The organism is Pseudomonas sp. GW821-FHT07F01, assembly GCF_059418825.1.
Window position 1 is genome coordinate 238,322 of record NZ_JBWKQO010000009.1, and the last position, 22,942, is coordinate 261,263.

The 22,942-nt window shown below is 62.7% G+C and carries 25 protein-coding genes; 10 read left to right on the forward strand and 15 right to left on the reverse strand.

From position 1 onward, the window contains the following. Nucleotides 1–4: 4 nt before the first annotated feature. Nucleotides 5–820 carry an SDR family oxidoreductase gene (locus AC07R1_RS29650; protein WP_125062994.1) on the reverse strand — a complete coding sequence of 272 codons (816 nt, stop codon included), beginning with the start codon at nt 818–820 and terminating at the stop codon, nt 5–7. A 307-nt stretch (nt 821–1,127) separates the two neighbouring features. Here AC07R1_RS29650 and AC07R1_RS29655 point away from each other — a divergent pair, with 307 nt between their 5' ends. Then, nucleotides 1,128–1,280 carry a DUF3309 family protein gene (locus AC07R1_RS29655; RefSeq protein WP_007945780.1) on the forward strand — a complete coding sequence of 51 codons (153 nt, stop codon included), beginning with the start codon at nt 1,128–1,130 and terminating at the stop codon, nt 1,278–1,280. 162 nt (nt 1,281–1,442) lie between these two features. On the opposite strand, the gene AC07R1_RS29660 is transcribed toward AC07R1_RS29655, so the two are convergent. The 5 genes from AC07R1_RS29660 to AC07R1_RS29680 form a co-directional block, all read right to left on the reverse strand. Next, nucleotides 1,443–3,530, reverse strand: coding sequence for an LTA synthase family protein (locus AC07R1_RS29660; RefSeq protein ID WP_011062610.1), 2,088 nt, complete (start codon nt 3,528–3,530; stop codon nt 1,443–1,445). Nucleotides 3,531–3,847: 317 nt separating this feature from the next. Continuing rightward, on the reverse strand, nt 3,848–4,039 hold the full coding sequence (locus tag AC07R1_RS29665; RefSeq protein ID WP_011062611.1) for a PLDc N-terminal domain-containing protein: 192 nt from the start codon (nt 4,037–4,039) through the stop codon (nt 3,848–3,850). An 85-nt stretch (nt 4,040–4,124) separates the two neighbouring features. Then, on the reverse strand, nt 4,125–4,655 hold the full coding sequence (locus AC07R1_RS29670) for a hypothetical protein (protein WP_011062612.1): 531 nt from the start codon (nt 4,653–4,655) through the stop codon (nt 4,125–4,127). 109 nt (nt 4,656–4,764) lie between these two features. Next, nucleotides 4,765–5,283, reverse strand: coding sequence for an ankyrin repeat domain-containing protein (locus AC07R1_RS29675; RefSeq protein ID WP_011062613.1), 519 nt, complete (start codon nt 5,281–5,283; stop codon nt 4,765–4,767). 97 nt (nt 5,284–5,380) lie between these two features. After that, nucleotides 5,381–7,219: a long-chain-acyl-CoA synthetase gene (locus AC07R1_RS29680; protein ID WP_015636587.1), complete on the reverse strand. Its 1,839-nt coding sequence runs from the start codon at nt 7,217–7,219 to the stop codon at nt 5,381–5,383. 681 nt (nt 7,220–7,900) lie between these two features. On the opposite strand from AC07R1_RS29680, the gene AC07R1_RS29685 reads away from it, so the two are divergent. Next, entirely contained in the window at nt 7,901–8,179 is a 279-nt protein-coding gene (locus AC07R1_RS29685) for a DUF3509 domain-containing protein (RefSeq protein WP_019093389.1), read from the forward strand. Nucleotides 8,180–8,252: 73 nt separating this feature from the next. Here AC07R1_RS29685 and AC07R1_RS29690 read toward each other — a convergent pair whose 3' ends face one another. Genes AC07R1_RS29690 through aroC form a run of 3 tightly spaced genes read right to left on the reverse strand, consistent with a single transcriptional unit; the run spans nt 8,253 to nt 11,072 of the window. After that, nucleotides 8,253–8,798: a 1,2-dihydroxy-3-keto-5-methylthiopentene dioxygenase gene (locus tag AC07R1_RS29690; RefSeq protein ID WP_495111215.1), complete on the reverse strand. Its 546-nt coding sequence runs from the start codon at nt 8,796–8,798 to the stop codon at nt 8,253–8,255. After that, entirely contained in the window at nt 8,798–9,946 is a 1,149-nt protein-coding gene (locus AC07R1_RS29695) for an MFS transporter (RefSeq protein ID WP_065365445.1), read from the reverse strand. The genes AC07R1_RS29690 and AC07R1_RS29695 overlap by 1 nt, the downstream gene beginning before the upstream one ends. Nucleotides 9,947–9,980: 34 nt before the next feature. Continuing rightward, nucleotides 9,981–11,072, reverse strand: a complete 1,092-nt coding sequence (aroC, locus tag AC07R1_RS29700) for a chorismate synthase (RefSeq protein WP_011062618.1) — start codon at nt 11,070–11,072, stop codon at nt 9,981–9,983. A 141-nt stretch (nt 11,073–11,213) separates the two neighbouring features. Between aroC and AC07R1_RS29705 the strand changes: the two genes are divergently transcribed. Together AC07R1_RS29705 and AC07R1_RS29710 are read left to right on the forward strand one after the other, a co-directional pair. Continuing rightward, on the forward strand, nt 11,214–12,167 hold the full coding sequence (locus AC07R1_RS29705; protein ID WP_015636592.1) for an alpha/beta hydrolase: 954 nt from the start codon (nt 11,214–11,216) through the stop codon (nt 12,165–12,167). Nucleotides 12,168–12,266: 99 nt separating this feature from the next. Then, nucleotides 12,267–13,058 carry a hypothetical protein gene (locus AC07R1_RS29710; protein ID WP_065365443.1) on the forward strand — a complete coding sequence of 264 codons (792 nt, stop codon included), beginning with the start codon at nt 12,267–12,269 and terminating at the stop codon, nt 13,056–13,058. A gap of 51 nt (nt 13,059–13,109) precedes the next feature. On the opposite strand, the gene prmB is transcribed toward AC07R1_RS29710, so the two are convergent. Next, the gene (gene prmB, locus AC07R1_RS29715; RefSeq protein WP_041119437.1) at nt 13,110–14,018 is read right to left on the reverse strand and encodes a 50S ribosomal protein L3 N(5)-glutamine methyltransferase; all 909 of its coding nucleotides are present in this window, start codon (nt 14,016–14,018) and stop codon (nt 13,110–13,112) included. 239 nt (nt 14,019–14,257) lie between these two features. Here prmB and AC07R1_RS29720 point away from each other — a divergent pair, with 239 nt between their 5' ends. The 5 genes from AC07R1_RS29720 to AC07R1_RS29740 all read left to right on the forward strand — a co-directional run bounded on the left by AC07R1_RS29720 (nt 14,258) and on the right by AC07R1_RS29740 (nt 17,029). Then, nucleotides 14,258–14,848 (forward strand): cysteine hydrolase family protein, encoded by a 591-nt coding sequence (locus AC07R1_RS29720; protein ID WP_011062622.1) that lies wholly within the window; start codon nt 14,258–14,260, stop codon nt 14,846–14,848. A gap of 129 nt (nt 14,849–14,977) precedes the next feature. Beyond that, complete coding sequence (locus AC07R1_RS29725) at nt 14,978–15,298, forward strand: hypothetical protein (protein WP_401020329.1); 321 nt, start codon at nt 14,978–14,980, stop codon at nt 15,296–15,298. Nucleotides 15,299–15,373: 75 nt separating this feature from the next. Continuing rightward, the gene (locus AC07R1_RS29730; protein WP_011062624.1) at nt 15,374–15,931 is read left to right on the forward strand and encodes a Smr/MutS family protein; all 558 of its coding nucleotides are present in this window, start codon (nt 15,374–15,376) and stop codon (nt 15,929–15,931) included. 77 nt (nt 15,932–16,008) lie between these two features. Further along, a complete protein-coding gene (gene folE / locus AC07R1_RS29735) occupies nt 16,009–16,554 on the forward strand; it encodes a GTP cyclohydrolase I FolE (protein WP_011062625.1) in 546 nt (181 codons plus the stop codon). A 103-nt stretch (nt 16,555–16,657) separates the two neighbouring features. After that, nucleotides 16,658–17,029, forward strand: coding sequence for a glutathione S-transferase N-terminal domain-containing protein (locus AC07R1_RS29740; protein ID WP_065365442.1), 372 nt, complete (start codon nt 16,658–16,660; stop codon nt 17,027–17,029). 18 nt (nt 17,030–17,047) lie between these two features. Here the strand turns inward: AC07R1_RS29740 and AC07R1_RS29745 are convergent, their stop codons facing one another. Genes AC07R1_RS29745 through AC07R1_RS29755 form a run of 3 tightly spaced genes read right to left on the reverse strand, consistent with a single transcriptional unit; the run spans nt 17,048 to nt 20,026 of the window. Further along, on the reverse strand, nt 17,048–17,374 hold the full coding sequence (locus AC07R1_RS29745; RefSeq protein ID WP_011062627.1) for an AtuA-related protein: 327 nt from the start codon (nt 17,372–17,374) through the stop codon (nt 17,048–17,050). Beyond that, nucleotides 17,371–18,729 carry an acyclic terpene utilization AtuA family protein gene (locus tag AC07R1_RS29750; protein ID WP_125062989.1) on the reverse strand — a complete coding sequence of 453 codons (1,359 nt, stop codon included), beginning with the start codon at nt 18,727–18,729 and terminating at the stop codon, nt 17,371–17,373. Before AC07R1_RS29750 ends, AC07R1_RS29745 begins: the two co-directional genes overlap by 4 nt. 1 nt (nt 18,730) lies before the next feature. Beyond that, nucleotides 18,731–20,026, reverse strand: coding sequence for a CitMHS family transporter (locus tag AC07R1_RS29755; protein ID WP_011062629.1), 1,296 nt, complete (start codon nt 20,024–20,026; stop codon nt 18,731–18,733). Nucleotides 20,027–20,157: 131 nt separating this feature from the next. On the opposite strand from AC07R1_RS29755, the gene AC07R1_RS29760 reads away from it, so the two are divergent. Further along, nucleotides 20,158–21,051, forward strand: a complete 894-nt coding sequence (locus tag AC07R1_RS29760) for a LysR family transcriptional regulator (RefSeq protein WP_123472858.1) — start codon at nt 20,158–20,160, stop codon at nt 21,049–21,051. A gap of 60 nt (nt 21,052–21,111) precedes the next feature. Here the strand turns inward: AC07R1_RS29760 and AC07R1_RS29765 are convergent, their stop codons facing one another. Together AC07R1_RS29765 and AC07R1_RS29770 are read right to left on the reverse strand one after the other, a co-directional pair. Further along, the gene (locus tag AC07R1_RS29765) at nt 21,112–21,714 is read right to left on the reverse strand and encodes a glutathione S-transferase family protein (protein WP_161466130.1); all 603 of its coding nucleotides are present in this window, start codon (nt 21,712–21,714) and stop codon (nt 21,112–21,114) included. A 10-nt stretch (nt 21,715–21,724) separates the two neighbouring features. Then, complete coding sequence (locus AC07R1_RS29770; RefSeq protein WP_495111216.1) at nt 21,725–22,891, reverse strand: aminotransferase-like domain-containing protein; 1,167 nt, start codon at nt 22,889–22,891, stop codon at nt 21,725–21,727. Between the last annotated feature and the right edge of the window lie 51 nt (nt 22,892–22,942).

A 22,942-nucleotide genomic window follows, 5' to 3' on the forward strand; every position in this document is an offset into this window, starting at 1 on the left:
AAGCTCAACTGGCGCTTTGCTTGGCCTTGGCGCGCATCTTGTCGGCCATCAGGGTCATTTCGTCGTACAGCGCCTGGGGATTTTTCTGCTTCAGGGCCCAGGCCATGCGGCCCTGCTCGTGGGGCAGGATCATGAACTGGCCGGCATCGACCTGGGCATGGATGTAGTCGGCGATCTCGGCGGCGGTGATCGGCGAGTTTTCCAGCAACTTGCCCACCTGGGCCTTCATGGCCGGCGTCGGTCCCCGGAAGGAGTCCAGCAGGTTGGTCTGGAAGAACGACGGGCAGACCACATGCACGCCGATTTCCTGCTGCGCGAGCTCGATCAACAGGCTCTCGGAAAGCGCCACCACTCCGGCCTTGGCCACGTTGTAGTTGCTCATGGCCGGGCCCTGCATCAAGGCCGCCATGGAAGCGATATTGATGATCTTGCCCCTGCTCTGCTCCAGCAGCGGCAGGAAGGCCTTGCAGCCCTTGACCACCCCCATCAGGTTGATCGCGATCTGCCAGTCCCAATCCTCCAGCGACAGTTCGCTGAAGAACCCGCCAGAGGCCACGCCGGCGTTGTTGACGATGATGTCGATGCCGCCGAACTTCACCTCGCAGGCCTGAGCGAAGGCGGTCAACTGGCTGTAGTCACGCACATCGCAGCGCTGCACAAAACCGTCACCACCGGCTGCACGCACCAGTTTCAGGGTTTCCTGCAGGCCCGCCTCGCTGACATCGGACAAGGCCAGCCGCCAGCCCTCGCGGGCCCAGCGCAAAGCGATTTCGCGACCCAGGCCGGAGCCGGCGCCAGTGATCATCATGCGATTTTGCATAAGAGTTGCCTTGTTGTTCCGGGGAAGATGAGCCGCAGTGTAGCGAAGGCCCCTGCGCCACCCACGCACCATCAGGGTGCTGAATGCCCCGGGCAAACCGCCGGCCCGGTGCCCCCGACCTGTCATCCGCCCCCCTGCTCCGGGCAGGCGCAAAGGAAATAAGACCGAAAGCGGAAAGCTTTAAAAATACTTGGAATTTTCTGGAGGGGCGCAGAGTCGGATTTATTAAGCGGTTCGCTTTATCCCTAAAACGAACTTGTCCTTGAATAACTGCGTTGTTCAACTCTATTCCAATAAGGAAACAGCCATGGGCACCATTCTGATCGTTATTCTGATTCTGCTGCTGATTGGCGGCCTGCCAGTATTCCCGCACTCCAGAAGCTGGGGTTATGGGCCTTCAGGAATCATTGGCGTCGTGCTGGTGGTGCTGTTGGTACTCTTGCTGCTGGGCAGGATATAACGCCCTTATTGCTCGCCCCAGAGCATGTTTGAACGTAAAAAGGCGCCGGTCTTCACCGGCGCCTTTTTATTAGCCCGAATAAAAAACACCCCACTTGTGGGGTGTTTTATTCACGCGGGCAACTTGCGCCAACCCCGCATGACAGGGCCGGCGCTACAGCGTTTAGTCCGGTTTCCCGTTGACCACGCCTGCGGTGTTGTCGAGCAAGCTCTTGGTCGCCGTCTGCAGGAAGGATTCCAGCTTCTGCTTGAGCTGCGCCTCATCGGCAGAATCCGGGATCAGTTCGCCCCCCGGTGCCGAACCCAGTTCGTACTTGTACAGCCGTGGCGGCATTTCCTTGGGCAGTACCAGCACCCGGTCCGCCGTCAGCAGCGCTACCGTCTGGTCACTGCCCGAAGGCTTGATCACGCCGAAGCCCTTGTCGCCTTCCGGCAGGTTGAGCAGGTCGCGCCCCCAGCACTGGTGCAGTACGTCGCCACCCAGGCGGCCCATGATGGTGGGCACGATGTCGATCTGGGTGCCCACGGTGTGGTCACGCTGGCCGAACTTTTCCTGGATGCCCGGAGCGATCATCAGCATGGGCACGTTGAAGCGCCCCAGGTCCATTTCGGTGATCTGCTGCTCGTTGCCGAAGCCATGGTCGCCCACTACCACGAACAGGGTTTCCTTGAAGTAAGGCTCCTTGCGCGCTTTCTCGAAGAACTGGCCCAAGGCCCAGTCGGAGTAGCGCATGGCCGTCAGGTGTTCGTTGAGGCTGCCGCGGTCGGTCACCTTGTCCACCGGCAAAGGCGTGGGCAGGGCATACGGCGTGTGGTTGGACAGGGTCTGCAGCAGGGCATAGAACGGCCCCTTGCCTTCCCGGGCCTTCAACTCTTCCAGGCCGCGGTTGAACATGTCCTGGTCGGACACGCCCCAGGTCGGGTCGGAGAACACCGGATTGACGAAGTCGTTACGGCCGATGAAGTTGGTCATGCCCTGGTTGCTGAAGAACCCCGACTGGTTGTCCCAGGCGAAATCGCCGTTGTAGACATACACGTCATCGTAGTTGCGAGCACTGAGCAATTGCGGCAGGCCGGACAGCTTGTGGCTGCCTTCCGGGGTCTGCATCAGGTATTCGAAGCCAGGCAGGTTGGGGAAGCACGCCATGGTGGCGAACATGCCCTGGTGGGTGTGGGTGCCGTTGGAGAAGAAGCGGTCGAACAGCAGGCCTTCCTTGGACAGTTTGTCGAAGTACGGAGTGATCTCCCCCGGACGTCCCAGGGCGCCCACCGAATGCCCGGCGAAGCTTTCCATCAGGATCACCACGACGTTCTTGATCGGCAGGGTCTTTTCCCCATCCGGCGTGTAGGTGCGGCGTACGGCGGCGATGTCGGCATCCACCAGCTTGTCACTCGGCACCAGCAGCATGTCGCGCACGGTCTGCTGCGCCAGAGGCTGAGGCAAGGTGGCCTTCCAGATATTGGTGCGGTCCTCGGACAGACGATCCTTGGCCGCCGCCATCAGTTGCAGCGTGCCATTGAGGCCCAACTGGTTGGCGAAGTTGGATTCGGTGGTGTAGACGTCCCCCCAACGCATCGGCGGGCCCTGGCGCAGAGTGCCACGGGCTGCAACCACGCAGATCAGCAGACACACCACGAACACCGCAATGCGCGCATACCAGGGGGCAATCTGCCGGGTGCCGACATTGCCGCCGCTGAACGGGCCGCGGGGCCGGGTGGCGCGGTCGGCCCCCTTGAATGCCAGGCTCAGGATCCAGGTGCCCACGGCCCAGGCCAGCAGGTAGCGGACCACCGGGAAGCCGTACCAGAGCATGCTCATCACGGTTTTCGGGTCTTCCTTCACATACTGGAAGACCAGGCCGTTGAGGCGCTGGTGGAACTCGCGGTAGAAGTCCATCTCCATCAGGCCGAGGAATAGCGCGATGCTGGAGGTGACTGTCAGCCAGAAGCGCAACACCCCGCGAGCCGCCATGGCCCGGGCGCTGAACAGCGCCAGCAGCAGCGGTACGCTGAGGTAGACCACCAGCCGCAGGTCAAAACGCAGCCCGTTGGCAAACGCTTCGAGGAAGGTCGAGGCCGGAGTGTCGAGAATCATCTCGCGGTTGTAGATCAGCAGCGCGACGCGCAACAGGGAAAGCATCACCATCATGACCAGGGCGCACAACAGCGTGTAGGCCAGATGGGATTTAACGGTCGGTTGCAGCAGGCGATTCGAGGATCGCTGCTGACTCAGGGCATCCGAGTTTGCCATGTGGTTTTAGGACCCATTGGAAGTTTAAGTTGCAAAGATAAAGCTGCGTTCTGCCCTCTTGTTGCCGCCAGGGCGACGGGGGAATTCGCGGTGCGCAAATGTTGCACGATCACTCAAGGCATTGCCATTGATTAGTGGGCAGCACCGAAAAACCCACTGCCAACGGCTCTGGGACAAGAGATTGCAGAGAGTTATACCGGGGAAAAAGCGCCGGCGAATTGTCTTAGAGCGTTTGTGAAAATTTCGTTCAACGCATGTTTAGTCACACAAAAAAGGGCCTGACGGCCCTTTTCCCTGTGCAACCTGCGTCTCCAGCTTCAGAGCCGCACATTGCCTCGCGGCCCGGCGATCGCCCAGATGATCAGCCCCAGCACCGGCAGGAGAATGATCAAGAGCACCCAGAGGATCTTCATCCCGGTTTCGGCGCCGCTTTTGAGTACGTTGATGATGGCCCAGATATCCAGGGCCAGAATGATCAGGCCAACCAGGCCATTGAAGGTGGAACCCATGGTGTCGCTCCCTAAATGATGGCGTGCCTCTTTAGGATAGCCGTGCTGGATCAGGGTTCCGTTTTATTCCACAGCCGCTCGGGCTTCAGACATGAACGGCGACCTTCAAGGCCTCCAGGGCCGGCGCTGCGGCGATCCCGACCTCAGCGCACAGCTCCAGCACCCGCGGCACGTCGTTGCCGTAGACCAGTACCATCTGCAACTCGTCATCCAGCAACTGGCTGAAGTTCATCAACACATAGCCGCCGTTTTCCGGGTTCATGCTGCCCATCTGGATCTGGATGCGGTTCAAGGCCGTCAGGGCTTCGATCTTGGCCAACTGCTTGGGCTTGATGTTGAAAGCCACGTCCTTGCCGAACGAGGCGACGATCTGGGCGAACAGGTCGACATAGGTATCGGCCTGAAACAACACGGTTTCCGGCAGGCTGCCGACCACCACCCATTCCCCCAGGGGAATGGGGAAGCTGTCGTCGTAGTTGATATCCGGGTTGGCTGCCAGGAATCCCTGAGGGTCGGCGTAGGCCTGGCTCGCCTCCTCGGCGATCTGCTGGATCTCGGCATCGCCCATGCACCCGGAGCTGATCTTGCTAATGAGTTCGATAAGGGCGGTTTTCATGGGCACATCCTGGAAGCGAGGAAATCAAGGGGCGCGAAGGATAGCCTAAAGTGCCCGAGCTATCACGCCAGGCAGCATCTGACGCCCGCGCGCCCCGATCATCGCCGGCTCAGGCCAGGAGTTTTTCCAGCTGCGCCGTGGTATCCATGGCGCCCATGGTCTTGGCCGCTTCCAGGGCACTCACGCCATTGCTGTCGCGAGCCTTGGGGTCGGCGCCCTGGCTGATCAGGTAGGTGACGATTTCCGTGCGGTTGAACATCGCCGCCATCATCAGCGCGGTACGTCCGTCGAAGGACGAGCCTTCCACCTGGGCGCCCCCCTCCACCAGCGCTTTGACCACCGCCAGGTCGCCCTTGAAGGCAGCCCCGGCAATCGGGCTCTGGCCATTGTCGTTGCGGATCTCGGGGTCGGCCTGGTGCTTGAGCAGCACCTGCACCGCGTCCACATGGCCGTGATAGGCGGCGAGCATCAGCAGCGTGTCGCCCTTGTGATTGCGCAGGTTGACCGGCAGGCCACTGGCAGCCAGCTTGTCGAGCATCTGTGCGTCGCCCTGGCGGGCCACGTTGAACACCTGTTCGACAAACTGGGCGGCCTCTTCTTCAGTCATCTGGCGGCTTTTGTCGGTCATCGGAAACTCCAGGTTCGGCAATTCGGAAAGGCGCTAGTTTCCCCAAGCCGGCGCCAGCCTGTCATCCCTTTTTTCCCGAGAGCCACCATAGGCAGAATCAATAACGCAGGCGCCCACCCTGAATGTCCGCGAGAATCTGCGGGGTCAGCCGCACGTAGGTATCCGAGCCCGGCAACCAGGCATACACCGGCTCGTCACCGATTTGCTGCAGATCGAATGCCTGCTCCTTGAGGCGACTCTTCTGGTACTTGAAGGTGCCGGTGGTGTCCATCTTCACTTTGATCCGCAGGAACAGCGGCACTGCGTAGGCCGGCAACTGCTGCCGGGCGAACTGCAGCAACTCGCTGAAATCCAGGGTCGCCAGGGATTCTGCCGGAGTGATCGCCACCATCCCGGCCCGACCGTTGGTGTTGTGGATCTCGACCCCATAGGCCACCACCTCGGCAACCTGCGGGTGCCCCAGGAGGACGTTCTCCACCTCGGTGGTGGAAACGTTCTCGCCCTTCCAGCGATAGGTATCTCCCAGCCGGTCGACGAACTGCACATGGCCAAAGCCGATATCGCGCAGCAGATCGCCGGTGTTGAAGTAGCAGTCGCCCTTCTCGAATACGTCCTTGAGAATCACCTTGAGGTTCTTTTCCGGGTCGGTGTAGCCATCCAGGGGCGCCTTGTCGTCGATCTTCGCCAGCAGCAGCCCCTGGCCACCCTTGGCTACCTTCTGCATGAAGCCCTGGCTGTTGCGCAGTGGCGCACCGGTATCGTGGGCGTATTCCACCAGCGCCCAGGGGATCAGGGAAAAGCCCACGGTATTGTCGAAGTTGAGGATGTTGCTGAAGCCGATATTGCCGTCGCTGGCGGCATACAACTCACAGATATGACCGACGCCGAAACGTTGCTTGAACTCGCTCCAGACGCCCGGGCGCAGCCCGTTGCCGATCATCTTCGAGACCCCGTGCTCGGTATCCCGTGCGCAAGCCGGCTGGTCGATCAGGTAGCGGCACAACTCCCCGACATAACCCACGGTCGTGGCCTTGTAGCGGCGCACGTCATCCCAGAACTGGCTGGCGCTGAATTTGCGGCGGATGGCAAAGCCCGAGGCGCCGGTAATCGCTGAGCCCCAGCACACGCACAGACCGGTGGCGTGGTACAGCGGCAAGGTGCAATACACCACGTCGCCGGGCTGCATATCCAGGGCAATGGTGCCGAAGCCGGCAGAGGTGCGCATCCAGCGCCCATGCTTGAAGATCCCGGCCTTGGGGAGCCCCGTGGTGCCGGAGGTATAGATGTAGAAGCAAGGGTCGTTGAGGAAGATGCGCTGGGTCTGCGCCAGGTTGTCCGATGGGTAACCGGCGCTCTCGGCCATCAGGTTGCGCATTCCCTCGGGGGTCGGCCCGGGGTCGGCAAAGGTGTCCTGATCGGCCACGAACCAGGTGCGCTGCGGATCGATGCCCACCTGCTCGCGTACCGCCGAGTAAGCGGCCTGCAGCTCGCCGCCGAGGATGATCGCCGCCGGTTTCACCAACGCCAGGCTGTGCGCCAGCACGCCCTGGGTCTGCGCGGTGTTGAGCATCGCGCAAATGCCTCCGAGCTTGGCCACCGCCAGCACCGTGACCAGCAATTCCGGGCGGTTCTCGATGAAGATCGCCAGCACATCACCCTTGCCGATGCCCTGCTCCTGCAGGTAGGCAGCAATGCGGTTGGCCCATTGATTGACCTGTGCATAACTGAGCACCCGATCACCGTACAGCAAGGCCGGCCCCTCGGGGTTGCGCAGGGTCGCCTGCTCAAAGCTCCAGCCCAGGCCGCAGGGCTGGTCCGGGTTGTCGATATTGCCCGCCTTCATGCCCCGCACCACCCGCGGCAGTGCCCTGGCAATGGAGGGCACCTTACGCAGCATCATGCCCCAGGTGATCATGTCGCTCTTGTGCTTGTTCATGGTTGCTCCGGTTGCACAGCAAGGATCTGGGCCCGGGCCTGGCCGGCCGGGCGTTGGCAACAGCGGCGCAAGGCTCAACCGGGGGTAGCGATCCAGGGTGCGGCGAGCGGCACGCGGGAGCTGTGGATATCTCTCGCAAAGGGATGAAGGCAGGACAAGCGCAGGGCTGCAAAGAGCACCGGCGATGAGGCGCAGGAAAGGTTCATGGAGAGCGTCCTATGTTCTTATTATTGGTCGGGCGGGATCGCAAGATCGCGCCACAACACATTCCATGTCGCAGAAACGCCGTTCAAGCCGCTTTCGCGGGGCCGCCGAGGCCAGGTTGAACCAACGTGACTGGCTGGAAAATACGTCAGCTCTCGCGACGCTGTACACGGGGTTTTTGCAAACTTTTGTATCTACCCTCGGTCTCCCCACGCAGCGTACGTGTCCCCGCTTCAACGATTGAATTTTCCACCCTGGCCCGCGGTCACAACACTGCCACCGCCCCCGCCAACACCCCCTGCGGACCTGCAAAATGCAGGATGCACGATGGCCATTCATGCAATTTGCACGAACAGGCGCTTTTTTGATTTTTATAAGTTGTTGTTTTTAAAGGATATTTTAAAAAAACAATACTGGCACAATCGCTGCACCTATCACTCCACGCTTGCCCTTCAAGAGCTAACGGAGCTGATAGACATGAGCCTGATCCAAGAAAAATTTTCTTCCCTGTTCTCCAACTTCGAAGTGACCACCCAGCCACGCCCTGACGGTGGCATCCTGTTGACCCTGCGCAACAGCGAAGGCAAACAGTTCAAGCGTTCTATCTCCTACGCACAGTTGCACGCCGCCGACCAACTGTCGTGGGTCATCAGCGCAATTCGTCGGGACTTGGCCGAACAGGCCAGTGAGTTGCCACAGATCTCCATGCTGCAAAGCCAGAACCGCTTTGCCCTGCCGACTTACCACTCCGCGTAAGCCGCTTGCGCTGCACCTGTCCGGGCCGGCCCCACCTTGCGTGGGTCCGGCCCGTTGACGTTGTGCTCCCCGCTCAATCGTCCAGGCGCGGGAACTGGCTGGCGATCGCGTCGCCGGTCAGGCTGGCGTTCCAGCCCTGGGGGTTGTTGAACATGCGGATGGCCACCAGGTTCGGCCGCTCGCCCATGTCGAACCAATGGGCGGTGCCCGCCGGCACCGAGATCAGGTCATTCCTCTCGCACAGTACGGCGTACACATAGTCATCGATGTGCAGGTTGAACAGGCCCCGGCCCGCAACGAAGAAACGTACTTCATCCTCACTGAGGCGGTGCTCATCGAGAAAGCTGGCGCGCAGCTCGGCCTTCTGCGGATGGTCTTCATCGAGGCTGATGACATCCACGCTGGCGTAGCCACCCTCGGTCATCAGGCGATCGACCTGCTCCTGATAGGCGCTTATCACTTCTTGCTGGCTGGTGCCCGGTGCAACACGCGTGGTGGCAGGCCAGCGGTCGAAACGAATCCCCTGCTCGGCCAGGGTTGAAGCGATATCGTCGAAGTGGGTCAGGACCTTGTTCGGCAGGTCCGGACTGGATACGTGGTAGACGGACAGGCTGCTCATTACGGCAACTCCTCTTGCATGCGGGTGGCAATGATAACGGCTGCGGCCAAGGCTGCGACGCTGGCAATACTAAAGGTCAATGTGGGGCCCAGGGCATTCCAGCTATAACCCGAATACAGGGCCCCCAGGGCGCCCCCGGTTCCCGCCAGGGCCGCGTACAACGCCTGGCCCTGGCCTTGCTGGCGGGCACCGAAACTGCGCTGCACAAAATGAATGGCGGCGGCGTGGAAACTGCCGAAGGTCGCCGCGTGCAGCACCTGAGCCAACAACAGCACCCCGAGGTGTTCCGCCAGGCTGCCCAGCAGCAACCAGCGCAGAGCCGCCAGCAGGAAGCTCGCCAGCAGCACCCGCCGCACGGAAAAGCGCGCCAGGAGCCAGCTCATCGCCAGAAACATCAACACTTCGGCCACCACACCCAGGGCCCAGAGCATGCCGATCACCCCGCGGGTATAGCCCAGGCGCTCCAGGTGCAGAGTCAGGAAGGTGTAATAGGGGCCGTGGCTCATCTGCATCAGTGCCACGCACAGGTAGAAGGCCAGCACACCGGGGCTGCGCAGTTGCCTGACAAAACCCTCCCCGGCGTGCCGCGGCCCCTGCACCCGAGGCTGGGCGTTAGGCACCCACAGGCTGCTGAGGACGATGCCCGCCATGATCACCACCAGCGCTACCGGGTAGATGTCCAGGCTCAACCACTCGAACAAACGCCCCAGGACCACCACGGTAAGAATGAAGCCGATGGAGCCCCAGAGGCGGATCTGGCTGTAGCGCGAGGCCTGGCCTTGCAGGTGCGCCAGGGTGATCACTTCGAACTGCGGCAGCACCGCGTGCCAGAAAAAAGCATGCAGGGCCATGACCATGGCCAGCCAGGCATAGCTCTTGTCGACGAAGATCAGGGAGAAACAGACCAGGGTGCAGAACGCACCAAAACGCACGATCGCCAGGCGCCGCCCGGTGTAGTCCCCCAGCCAGCCCCAAAGGTTGGGCGCCACGCAGCGCATGAGCATGGGAATGGCCACCAGTTCGCCGATGCGCGCACTGGAGAACCCCAGGTGATCGAAATACAGCGCCAGGAATGGCGCGGTCGAGCCCAGCAGCGCGAAATAGAACAGGTAGAAACTGGAAAGCCGCCAGTAGGGAAGTGCCGCCACGGCCTTCAGACCGTGGCGACTGGCAGGACCGGCATTACAGCTGGCCCAGCACCGGCGTGCTGACGCGCACGTCGGCATTCTGGCCGCGGTGGCGCAGCAGGTGATCCATCAGCACGATGGCCATCATCGCCTCGGCGATCGGCGTGGCGCGAATGCCCACGCACGGGTCGTGGCGCCCCTTGGTGATCACGTCCACCGGGTTGCCGTCGATATCGATGGAGCGCCCGGGGGTGGTAATGCTGGAGGTCGGCTTGAGCGCCAGGTGAGCGACGATCGGCTGCCCCGAGGAGATGCCGCCCAGAATGCCGCCGGCGTTATTGCTGAGGAAACCTTGCGGGGTCAGTTCGTCACGGTGCTCGGTGCCGCGCTGGGCAACGCAGGCGAAACCGGCGCCGATCTCCACGCCCTTGACCGCGTTGATACTCATCAGCGCATGGGCCAGCTCGGCGTCCAGGCGATCGAAAATCGGCTCGCCCAGGCCCGGCATCACCCCTTCGGCCACCACAGTGATCTTCGCTCCGACCGAATCCTGGTCTCGACGCAACTGGTCCATATAGGCTTCCAGTTCCGCAACCTTGTCCGGATCGGGGCTGAAGAAGGCGTTGTTCTCTACCGAATCCCAGGTCTTGAAGGGAATCTCGATCGGGCCCAGCTGGCTCATGTAGCCGCGAATCACGATGCCCTGGCTGGCCAGGTACTTCTTGGCAATGGCCCCGGCCGCCACGCGCATGGCGGTTTCCCGGGCCGAGCTGCGGCCGCCACCACGGTAGTCGCGGATGCCGTACTTGTGGTGGTAGCTGTAGTCGGCGTGAGCCGGGCGGAACAGGTCCTTGATCGCCGAATAGTCCTTGGACTTCTGATCGGTGTTGCGGATCAACAAGCCGATGGAACAGCCGGTGGTCTTGCCTTCGAACACCCCGGAGAGGATCTCGACCTCGTCGGGTTCCTGGCGCTGGGTGGTGTGGCGGCTGGTGCCAGGCTTGCGCCGGTCCAGGTCACGCTGCAAGTCCTCCAGCGTCAGTTCCAGGCCCGGCGGGCAGCCGTCGACAATGGCGACCAACGCCGGACCATGGCTTTCGCCCGCGGTGGTGACAGTGAACAGCTTGCCGTAGGTATTGCCGGACATGCAGGGAGCTCCGTGAAATCAGCCGAAATAACTCAATCTGGATTAGCGCGTGCGCCAGTATACGCAGGCTACCCAACTAGTTCATCCTCGAACCTTCTGCCTGTTACCGAGTCAAACCGGCACCTTATCCATGATGGCGCGATGATGCTGCGAGTTCTTCTCTTGAGCCTTTCCCTGTTCACCGGCCTGGTTCATGCGGCCGTCCTGCAACGCCCCGTGAGCCTGGACACCGGGCACGGTGAGCTGTACGGCTCGCTGCTGCTACCCAAGTCCGAGCAGCCGGTGCCGGTGGTGCTGATCATTTCCGGCTCCGGTCCCACTGACCGCGACGGCAACAACCCCGATGGCGGGCGCAACGACAGCCTCAAGCGCCTGGCCTGGGTACTGGCCAAGCACAACATCGCCAGCGTGCGTTATGACAAGCGCGGCGTGGCCGCCAGCCTCGCCGCGACCCCGGACGAACGCAACCTGACCCTGGACGCCTATGTGGCGGATGCCGTGGCCTGGGGCAACAAGCTCAAGGCCGATCCACGCCTGGGCCAACTGATAGTCCTGGGGCATAGCGAAGGCGCACTGATCGCCACGCTGGCGGCACCGCAACTGAATGCCGCAGGCGTTATCTCGATCTCCGGAACCGCCCGCCCGGTGGACCAGATCCTGCGCCAGCAGTTGAGCTACCGCCTGCCACCGGCGCTGATGCTGCGCAGCAATGAGCTGCTGGACAGCCTCAAGGCCGGCAAGGTCGACCCGGATGTGCCCCCTGCCCTGCAAGTCATCTTTCGCCCCAGCGTGCAGCCTTACCTGATCACCCTGTTTCGCGAAGACCCGGCGGCGGCCTTCGCCCGCCTGAAGATGCCGGCGCTGATCATCCAGGGCAGCAACGACATCCAGGTCAGCGTCGATGACGCCAGGGTCCTCAAGGCCGCCAAACCGGATGCGCAACTGGCCCTGATCGAAGGCATGAACCATGTGATGCGCATCGTGCCCAATGACCTCAAGCGCCAGCTGGCCTCCTACAAGGACCCGCAATTGCCGCTGGCAGCGGAACTGGGCAGCGCGATCATCGATTTTATTGACGGACTTCACACCCGTTAGGCTGTTTTTGCCCTCCAGTCCTGAAAAAAACGGCCGATAAGCCTTTGCCGGCCGTTCAATTGCTGTCGGCGCGCAGCGATTGGACAGGATCTCGCCGTTATGACTGATACCCCGAATTCACCCGCCACCGAGCAGGAAGCCGCCGCCCCGGAAGCGCCGCCGCTGCCGTGGGCCGATGTGCAGGCCGAGCACCACAAGATGCTGCGCCTGGCACCCTTGCAGACCGACCGCGCCACGGGCGGACGGCCTCTGCGCTTTGTCGAGTTCGGTTATGCCGAACGCAACAACAAAGAGCGCAGCCTGCTGCGCATGACCATCAGCCTCCCCGGCCAACGGGTGCGCAAGGAACAGAATCACCTGGATGTGTGGGTCGAGCACGACACTCGCCGGGTGCACTTCGAGCCCGAAGGCGGCCTGCAGGTCGAACCGTTGAACCGCGGGATCGGCCGTTTCCTGCTGGCCCAGGCAGCGCAGTGGGCCCAGAAGAAGTGGCCGCACTACCGGGTCGACGGCTTCGACCTGGCGAACAAGGATGCCCTCAACGAAGACACGCGCCTGCGTCGCGACCACGTGCTGCGCACCCAGGGTTTCGATGTGGTGTATGCCGATGCCCAGCACCTCAAGGGCAGCGTCAAGGATGTCCAGGTGGGTGAACTGCTGGGCCAGTGGAATAGCGAAAAGCTGCAGTTCGTGGAGATTCTGGAAGCGGCGCAGATGCTCCAGCAGGCCGAACAGAATCTTGAAGAACTGGAAGTGAAGCTGCGCAAGCAGGAAGAGAAAGTCACCAAGTACAAGCGCGAGGACACCGGTCTGCGCTTCACCATCACCTGCCTGGTGGCCTTTGCGGTGTTCCAGGCCGGGCTGCTGATCTGGATTGCGACTCATCGCTGAGCCGCAACGCCTGACCGCCAGAGGCCCGCGTTGCGCGGGCCGGCAATCGGCTCAGACCCGGGACGCGAACAACGCCTGATGGTCGCGGCACTGCTCCGCGGTCAGCATGAACACACCGTGGCCACCGCGCTCGAAGTCCAGCCAGGCGAAGTCGACCTCCGGGTACAGCGCCTCGACATGCACCTGGCTGTTGCCCACCTCGACAATCAGCAAGCCCTTCTCGGTCAGGTGGTCCGCCGCCTCGGCCAGCATCCGCCGCACCAGGTTCAGGCCATCCTCGCCACAGGCCAGGCCCAGCTCGGGCTCATGCTGGTATTCATCCGGCATGTCGGCGAAGTCTTCGGCATCGACATAGGGCGGGTTGGACACGATCAGGTCGAAGCGCTGCCCGGGCAGGCCATCGAAGCCGTCGCCCTGGACCGTGAACACCCGCTCATCGACGCCATGGCGCTCGATGTTCTGGTTGGCCACTTCGAGGGCTTCGAAGGACAGGTCCGCCAACACCACCTCGGCATCACGGAATTCATAGGCACAAGCGATACCGATGCAGCCGGAACCGGTACACAGGTCGAGAATCCGTGCCGGCTCGCTGCCCAGCCAGGGTTCGAAACGTTTTTCGATCAGCTCGCCAATCGGCGAACGGGGAATCAGCACGCGCTCATCGACAATGAACGACATGCCGCAGAACCAGGCCTCGCCCAGCAGGTAGGCGGTAGGCACGCGCTCCTGGATACGGCGCTTGAGCAGGTGCTGCACATGGACCAGCTCGTCGTCTTCCAACGCGCAATCAAGGTAGCTGTCGGCAATTTCCCAAGGCAGGTGCAAGGCGCCGAGCACCAGTTGACGGGCCTCGTCCCAGGCATTGTCGGTACCATGGCCGAAGAACAGATCCTCCCCATGAAAGCGGCTGACAGCCCAGCGGATATGGTCGCGCAAGGTGCGCAGGCGGGAAGTGATCACGGGACAGACTCCTGACAAAACGACCGGCGATTCTAACAGCCAAAACGCTTGCCGACGACGAATGAAAAACCAGCGACGGACAATAGTGTTCAAGCGTTTTTTGCTCGGGAAGGCTGCATACCTTGCCCCACTTGACAAGGCTGCAGGCCAGCAACGGCGCACCTTACGTTAGTAGCGATTCACAGAAGCGCTCCGCCAGAGGACAATGGCGCAAAAGCCCCACTCACAGGAGCCCCAGAATGTCCGTTCCAAAGACGATGTTTCAACTCAGCGGTCGTGGTTATGCAGCGGCCAATTTGAGCCACGCGACCCTTGTGATCATCGACGCCCAGAAAGAATACCTCAGCGGCCCGCTGGCCCTGTCCGGCATGGACGCGGCAGTGGCCAACATCCGCCAACTGCTGGCCGCGGCCCGGGCTGCCGGTCGCCCAGTGGTGCACGTACGCCACCTCGGTACCGTCGGCGGCCTGTTCGACCCACAAGGCGAGCGCGGCGAGTTCATTCCCGGCCTTGAACCCCAAGGCGACGAAACCATCATCGGCAAACTGCTGCCCAGCGCGTTCCACGGCACCGAACTGGAAAAGCGCCTGCAGGACCTCGGTTCCCTGGACCTGATCGTCGCCGGTTTCATGAGCCACTCCAGCGTCAGCACCACCGTGCGCGCGGCCAAGAACCTGGGCTTTCGCTGCACCCTGGTAGAAGACGCCTGCGCCACCCGCGACCTGCCCTACAAGGGTGGCATCCTCAGCGCCGAGCACGTTCAGCAAACCGAAATGGCAATCATGGCCGACAACTTCGCCACCCTCGCCCAGACCGCAAGCCTGATCTGATCAGCCCTGGTGAGCGGCTGGCGGGCCGCTCATCCATAAACCCCTCGCCTTTGCAGCAATTGCCTTAGCCTCAGGAACCACCCGGTCAACTTCCGGTCGAAGGGCCGATACCCATTGAGGAAGGTCGGAATGAAGATATCCGATGGTTTTGACGCACGCCGATTGCGGCCCAAAAGCCCGCGAAACTGGCGGTTGCGCCTGGGTGCGGGATTCTCCGCGCTACTGGCGGCATTTGGCGTGCTGCTGGCGATGGCCGGTGCTGCGAGCCTGCTGGGCCGTGCCCCGGCGCTGGGGGAAATGAATGCCAGCCCGGCGGGCTCGGCGATGATCCTGGTGGTCGGCCTGTTGCTGCTGTATGTCGGCGTACGCTTGTGGCGGCGCTGCCGGCGGCGCATGCGCCAGCCCCTGGCGCTGAACATGGCGCCGCACCTGATGAAAAAACACGACTGACATTCCCGAGGCGCGATTTGCGCGCCTTAAGGTGTTCCGAGTTGGGTAAACTAGCCGCCCTTCGCGGAGGCTGACATGCAAGACGACGATTTTTCCCTGTTCAAAAACGAGATCCGCGGCGTCAAGCCGATCAAGCACGATCGTGCCGATACAGGCAAACCCAAGAGCGACCGGGCGCAGATCGCCAAGTTGCGCCAGGCGGCCACCGTACGCAGCGAGACCACCACGGTGGACGGGCTGTCCGACCAGTTCGTCATCGACGTGGGGCCGGAAGATGAGCTGATGTGGGCCCGCGACGGGGTTCAGGAAAGCCAGATGCGCAAGCTGAAGATCGGCCAGATCCCCTTTGAAGGCAGCCTCGACCTGCATGGCATGACCGTGGAAAAGGCCCGGGAAACCCTCTGGGCCTTTCTCGCTGAAGCCACCCAGTTCGAAATCCGCTGCGTGCGCGTCACCCACGGCAAGGCCGTGCGCCTGGACGGCAAGCGACCGATGATCAAGAGCCACGTCAACACCTGGCTGCGCCAGCATCCGCAGGTGCTGGGCTTCACTTCCTGCCAGGCCAGGCATGGCGGTACCGGGGCGCTGTACGTCATGCTCAAGCGCACCATGATGGAAGGCCGTGACGAATAAAGCCGCTGCATCACGCTTGCAGCGTCGTGTCCGCCACCGTACCCTTGCCCTTTGCGTAAAATCCCACAGGTAGTTTCATGTCCCTGGAACAGAATTACACCGCGATCCTCGGCCAACTGGGCGAGGACGTCTCCCGCGAGGGCCTGCTCGACACGCCCAAGCGTGCCGCCAAAGCCATGCAGTACCTCTGCCGCGGTTATGCCCAAACCCTGGAAGAGGTCACCAACGGTGCCTTGTTCAGCTCCGACAACAGCGAAATGGTCCTGGTCAAGGACATCGAGCTCTACTCGTTGTGCGAACACCACCTGCTGCCGTTCATCGGCAAGGCCCACGTCGCCTACATTCCCAGCGGCAAGGTCCTGGGGCTGTCGAAAGTCGCGCGCATCGTCGATATGTATGCCCGCCGACTGCAGATCCAGGAAAACCTCAGCCGGCAGATCGCCGACGCCGTCCAACAAGTGACCGGCGCCCTCGGGGTGGCCGTGGTGATCGAGGCCAAGCACATGTGCATGATGATGCGCGGTGTGGAGAAACAGAATTCGTCGATGATCACCTCGGTGATGCTGGGCGAGTTCCGCGAGAATGCCGCGACCCGCAGCGAATTCCTCAGCCTGATCAAGTAACAGGCTGCAGGCGAAAAAACCGGCGTTGATCGCCGGTTTTTTTTCGCCCGGGAAAAATCAGGTAAGCTGCCGCCCCTTCATTCATGGGCAAGAGGCAATAACCGTGATCGTCAAAGCGCTGCGAGTCGGCCTGGGCCAACTCATCATTTTCATCGACTTCATCACCCGCCCACGCAAGCAGCAGCGGGACGCCGCCGCTCAGGCGCAAGTCGTGGAAGCCGCCAAGGGCCTGACCCTGTACCAGTTTCACGCCTGCCCGTTCTGCGTGAAGACCCGCCGTACCCTGCATCGCCTGAATGTGCCGGTGGCCCTGCGCGACGCAAAAAACAACGAGCAGGACCGCCAGGCCCTGTTGGAGCAGGGCGGCAAGATCAAGGTGCCGTGCCTGCGCATCGAAGAGAACGGCCAGACCACCTGGATGTATGAATCCAAGGTGATCATCGATTACCTGAACCAGCGCTTCGCGACCGTCTGACGCCCTCCCCGGGGCTCTTCAGCCCCGGGCCAACTGCAAGTCAAGTAAGGCCGCGCCCAGGCACTTGCCGTGGGCATCCAGCGCCAGGGAGCGGGTCACTCCGCCGCGCAGGATGCCCGGCAAGACAAAGTTCAAGGCCCGCACATTCTCCAGGACATAGCGCTGTACCGGCGCCGCATCGCTCCCCAGCAAGCCGGCGAAATATTGCGCTACGCGCTCGGCGGTAAGCTGCTCGCAAAGAAAGGCAAAGTCCTCGGCGCGGTAGGCAATCACCGAAATATTCGAAGTGTCGCCCTTGTCCCCCGTACGCGAGTGCGCCAAGTCACGCAATTTGACCTCATTCATGCCCGTACCTCCTGATGCAAGGTGACCCTGACGGCCTCCCGGGGCAGTAACAGCGAAGCCACCGCCACCACCTGCCGCAGGCTTTTACTGGCCCCGCCACCACCAGCGGGCCCATTGGTATAGAGGGTTTCCACCTCATTGCCGACGCGCACCGCTTCGGCCTTGTCCGTGCAGCGAGCCGCCACCCGCAGGCGCACTTCCCAGGGTTCGGCAGGCGCTCGCTGGCCCAGTTCAACACCGTGCAAGGCATCGATGCCGATCAGCTCCGCGCGCACTTCCTGCATCTGTACCCCGGTCAGGGCCAGGCGTTCGAGCACGATATCCCGGGCCAGCCGCGCCCTGGCCACAGCCCCAGGGCCGCCATAGGAAATCTGCCCTTCGCCGATCCAGCCATCCAGGTAGCCGACGCTGACCTTGAGCCGCTCAGGCCGTGGGCTGCCTGCCGCCCCTTGCAGCCGCACCCGGTCCGGTGCCTCCTCGACAAAGCCCACCGCGGAAAAGTCGGCACAGACATCCGGCGTCAGGTAGGCCGCGGGGTCATGCACTTCGTAGATCAACTGCTCGGTACAGGTAGCGCTGCTGACCTGCCCCCCGGAGCCCTTGACCTTGGTGATCAGCGCCGCGCCCTGTGCATCCACTTCGGCCAGGGGGAACCCCAGGCGCGCCAGACCGGCCACATTCTTGACCCCCGGATCGGCAAAGTAGCCGCCGCTGACCTGCCCTGCGCACTCCAGCAGATGCCCCACCAGGGTCCCGCGCCCCAGGCGCAGCCAGTCATCCTCGGCCCAGCCGAACTCGAAGATCTGCGGCGCCAGGAACAACGAGGGGTCGGCCACCCGCCCAGTGATCACTACATCGGCATCGGCCTGCAGCGCCTCGACGATGCCCTGGGCGCCCAGGTAAGCATTGGCGGAAATCAGCCGCTGCCCCAGCGAGCCCAGGGTCTGCCCGTTGTCCAGCACCCACTCCGGCCGGGCCCGCAGAGTCTCGAGCACATCGTCCCCCAGCACCGCGATCACCTTGAGCCCTGGCAAGCCCAGCTCGGCCGCGATCCGTTGCACCTCGGCCACCGCCGCCAACGGATTGGCCGCCCCCATGTTGCTGATGATGCGCAAACGCCGCCCCGAGGCCGTGGCGCCGACAAAGGGCAGCACCCCGCGCATCCGTGCCCCCAGCAACGGGTCGTAGCCGCTGTGCGGGTCGGCCAGGCGCGCCTGCTGCGCCAGGGCGATGGTGCGCTCGGCCAGGCATTCGAACACCAGGTAATCCAGGTCGCCCTGTTGCGCCAACTCGATGGCGGGCTCGATACGGTCACCGGAGTAACCGGCGCCGGAGCCGATACGTAGGCTTTTCATCTTAAAAAACTCCCAGCAGCAGCGCGGTCAGGGTCATCAACACTGACGCAGCGAATAGAAAGGGGATGGTGAAACGCTGGTGGTCGGCCAGTTCGATCTTGCACAGGCCCACCAGCAGGAAGGTCGCCGGGGTCAGCGGGCTTACCGGGAAACCGGTGGTGTGCACGCCGAGCAACGAAGCCTGGGCCACTTGCAGCGGGTCGACACCCAGGGCCTTGCCCACTTCGGCAATCACCGGCATCACCCCGAAGTAGTAGGAGTCGGGGTCGAACAGCATGCTCAGGGGCATGGACAGGAACCCCACCACAGTCGGAATCAGCTTGCCGTGACCGGCAGGAATCTGCGCCACCGCCACTTCGGCAATCGCCTTGAGCATGCCGCTGCCCTGCATGATGCCGGTGAACACACCGGCCGCCAGGAGAATGCTGGCCATGGTCAGGGCCGTCTTGGCATGAGCATCGATGCGTGCCCGCTGGGCCTCGACATCCGGATAGTTGATGCACAGCGCCAGCACCGTGCCGACCATGAACATCACCACCGGATCGACCCAGCCGGCAATCATCACCAGCATCACCAGCACCGTGAGCAGCAGGTTGATCCAGAAGCGCCCGGGACGGCGTAGCGCCTCTTCGGCGGGGCTCAATACCCGGGTCGGGATGCCTGCACCGGCCGTGGCATCGGCACCGAGCCCCAGGCGGCGCTCCTCCCGGCGGCCGAGCCACCAGGCGCTGGCGAAGACGAACAGCAGGCCGACGATCTGCACCGGGATCAGCGGCTGGAACAGATCCGCCACCGGCACATGCAGGGCCGCTGATGAGCGCAGTACCGGGCCGGTCCAGGGCAGGAAATTGACCCCCGCGGCCATCGCCGCGACACAGGCCAGAATCCGTCGATCGATGCCCAGCCGGGTATACAGCGGCAGCATTGCCGGCACCGTCACCAGGAAGGTCACCGCGCCGGAACCGTCCAGGTGCACCAGCAGCGCCAGAAGCGCCGTACCGACCACGATCCGCGTCGGCCGGGTGCCGACGGTGCGCAGGATGCGGTCGATGATCGGGTCGAGCATGCCGGCGTCGGTCATGATGCCGAAGAACAGGATAGCGAACACGAACATGCCTACCACGGGGGCGACGTTCTTGATGCCGGTGACGATGAAGGCGCTGGTCTGCAGACCGAAGCCGCCGATCAGCGCGGCGATGATCGGCAGCGCAATCAGCGCGACCAGAGGCGACAGGCGCTTGCTCATGACGGCCGCGAGCAGGCAGAGAATGGTGATGACACCCAGGGTGGCGAGCATGGAGCAACTCCAGTGTGCCGCCTCTTCAAGCCGGGGCCGGAAGGCGGACGGTTATTGTTTTTCTGGAGTATTGAAATCGCGCTAGTCTTTGTAAATTGGAATATTCGGCGCCTTGCATTCGGAAAAACAAAATGAAGAACTCGATCCAGCATATCCAGGCCTTCCTCGCCGTGGCCCGCAGCGGCAACTTCAGCAAAGCCGCCGCCGAGCTGCACCTGTCGCCATCAGCCCTTACCGTGCAGGTCCAGCAACTGGAGGAATGGCTGGGGGTCGCCCTGCTCGATCGCAGCCCGCGCCATGTCAGCCTGACCGCTGCTGGGCTGCAGGCTCGGGGACCGATGGAGAAACTGCTGCTGGACTTGGACAACATCGTCAGTGGTTCCCGGGACCTGGCCGCCCTGCGTCGGGGCGTGGTCACCCTCGCCGCGCTGCCGTCGGTCTGCGCCGGGGTGCTGCCGCCGGCCTTGCGCCAGTTTCGCGAGCAATTTGCCGGAATCGAGGTACGCCTGCAGGACCTGGTGGCTCACCGCATTCATGCCCAGGTCCGGGCCGGCGAGGTGGATTTCGGTATCGGCGGGCGCGCCCGGCTCAGCCACGGGCTGGATTTCCAACCTCTGCTGGAGGATCGCCTGTGCCTGTTCGTGGCCACCGATCATCCCCTGGCCCAGCGCCAGTCAGTGACGCTGAAGGACTTGGCCTGCCAGCCGATCATTCTCACCGGCCGCGACAGCAGCGTGCGCGAGCAGGTCGAAGCGCTGTTCGACGACAGCCGACTGTCCCTGCTTCCAGCCATGGAAGCCAACTACATGAGCACGGTGCTGGCGCTGGTACGCCAGGGGCTGGGCATTACCCTGCTGCCGGAATCCGCCGATGACGGCCGTGAGGGCCTGCGCCGGATTGCCATCAAACACCCGGGGGTCAGCCGCGAGATCGGCCTGATCCGCCGCAGTGGCCAGCAACTGAGCCCAGCGGCGCAGCGCTGTTATGAGTTGCTACGCCAGAACCTGGCCGGCAAACATCGTTAGCGGGCCCCACAACGCACTGAACCGGCACAAGGCCGGTCCAGTGGGGATAAAAGCACCCGCTCAGTCGAGCATCGGCACGTGTCGCGGATGGCTTTGCACTCGCTGCATCCAGGCCTGGATGCCCGGGTAGCGGCTCAGGTCGAAACCGCCCTCATCGGCCACGTGGGTGTAGGCATAGAGCGCAATGTCGGCGATCGAATAGTGCTCGCCCACCAGGTACGGGGTGCGGCTCAATTGTTTCTCCATCACGTCCAGCGCCTTGTAGCCACGCTTGTGCAACTTCAGGTATTCCTCGCGGCGCTCCTCGGGCAGCCCCTCGTAAAGCTGGATGAAACGCGCCACCGCGATGTAGGGCTCATGGCTGTACTGCTCGAAGAACTGCCATTGCAGCACCTGGGTGCGCAAGCGCGGTTCGCTGGGCAGGAACTGACTGCCGTCGGCGAGGAAGTTGAGAATAGCGTTGGACTCCCACAGGCAGGTGCCGTCTTCCAGTTCCAGAACCGGAATCTTGCCGTTGGGGTTCTTTGCCAGGAAGGCCTCGGTCTGGGTATCGCCCCCGAGAATATCCACCGCCTGCCATTCATAAGGCAGCCCCAGCAGACTGAGCATCAGCTTGATCTTGTAGCAGTTGCCCGAACGGTAATCGCCATAAACCTTGTACATGGCCCTCCCCTTAGGCTGCCTGTGCAGCCTGTGCTTGACGTATCACGGTGGCCAGCCGCTTGAGGCCTTCGTCCAGCCGCGCCGGATCGATATGGCTGAAATTCAACCGCAGATGCCCAGGGTTGCGTTCCGGATCGGCAAAGAACGGCTCACCGGGCATGAATGTGACGTCGTGCTCCAACGCCGACTTGAGCAAAGTGCGGGTATCCAGGGGCTGTTTCAAGCTCAGCCAGAAAAACAATCCGCCCTGGGGCACCTGCCAATCCGCCAGATCGGCGAAATGGGTAAGCAAGGCGCGCTGGAATTCATCCCGGCGCTGGCGATAGAAACTGCGCAACTGATCCAGGTGCGTCTGATACTGCTCGCTGCCGATCCACTGCATGGCCTGCCACTGGCCAACCCGATTGGTGTGCAGGTCCGCCGACTGCTTCAGCCGCAGCAGGTGCGGAAACAGGTCCGGGCTGGCAATCAGGTAACCCACCCGCAGGCCCGGCAACAGGGTTTTAGACACGGTGCCGGTGTAGATCCAACTGGCTTTTTCCAGGCGGCCGACAATAGGCGTGGCACTGCCACCATCGAACGTCAGCTCACGGTAGGGCTCGTCCTCGATCAGGGTCACGCCGAACTCGTCCAGCAAAGCCGCCACGGCATCACGCTTGGCTTCGCTGTAGCGCACCGCCGAGGGGTTCTGGAACGTCGGGATCAGGTAGATGAACGCCGGCCGGTGCTGCTCCAGGCGCGCACGCATCTGCACCAGGTCCGGCCCATCGGCCTGCAGCGGTACGGTCAGGCAGTCGGCGCCGAACAGCTGGAAAATCTGCAGGGCGGCCAGGTAGGTCGGCGCTTCCAGCATGATCTGGGTGCCCTTGTCGATGTACAGCTTGGCTGCCAGATCGAGGGTCTGCTGGGAACCACTGACCACCAGCACCTGGCTCGCCTCGCAAGGCACCCCGAGCTGGCGCGCCTGGGCCGCCAGGGCTTCACGCAATTGCGGCTCGCCTTCGCTCATGCCGTATTGGCCCATGGCCAACGGCATGTCCTGCCATTGCACCTTGGGCAGCATCACTTCGGCCGGCAGGCCCCCGGCGAACGACATCACTTCCGGGCGCTGGGCCGCGGCAAGGATTTCACGGATCAGAGAGCTTTTGAGACGCGATACACGTTCGGAGAAGGCCATGGAGATCACCGCTAGCGAAGGCTGAGGAAAATACGTCAAACTGCTTGACCG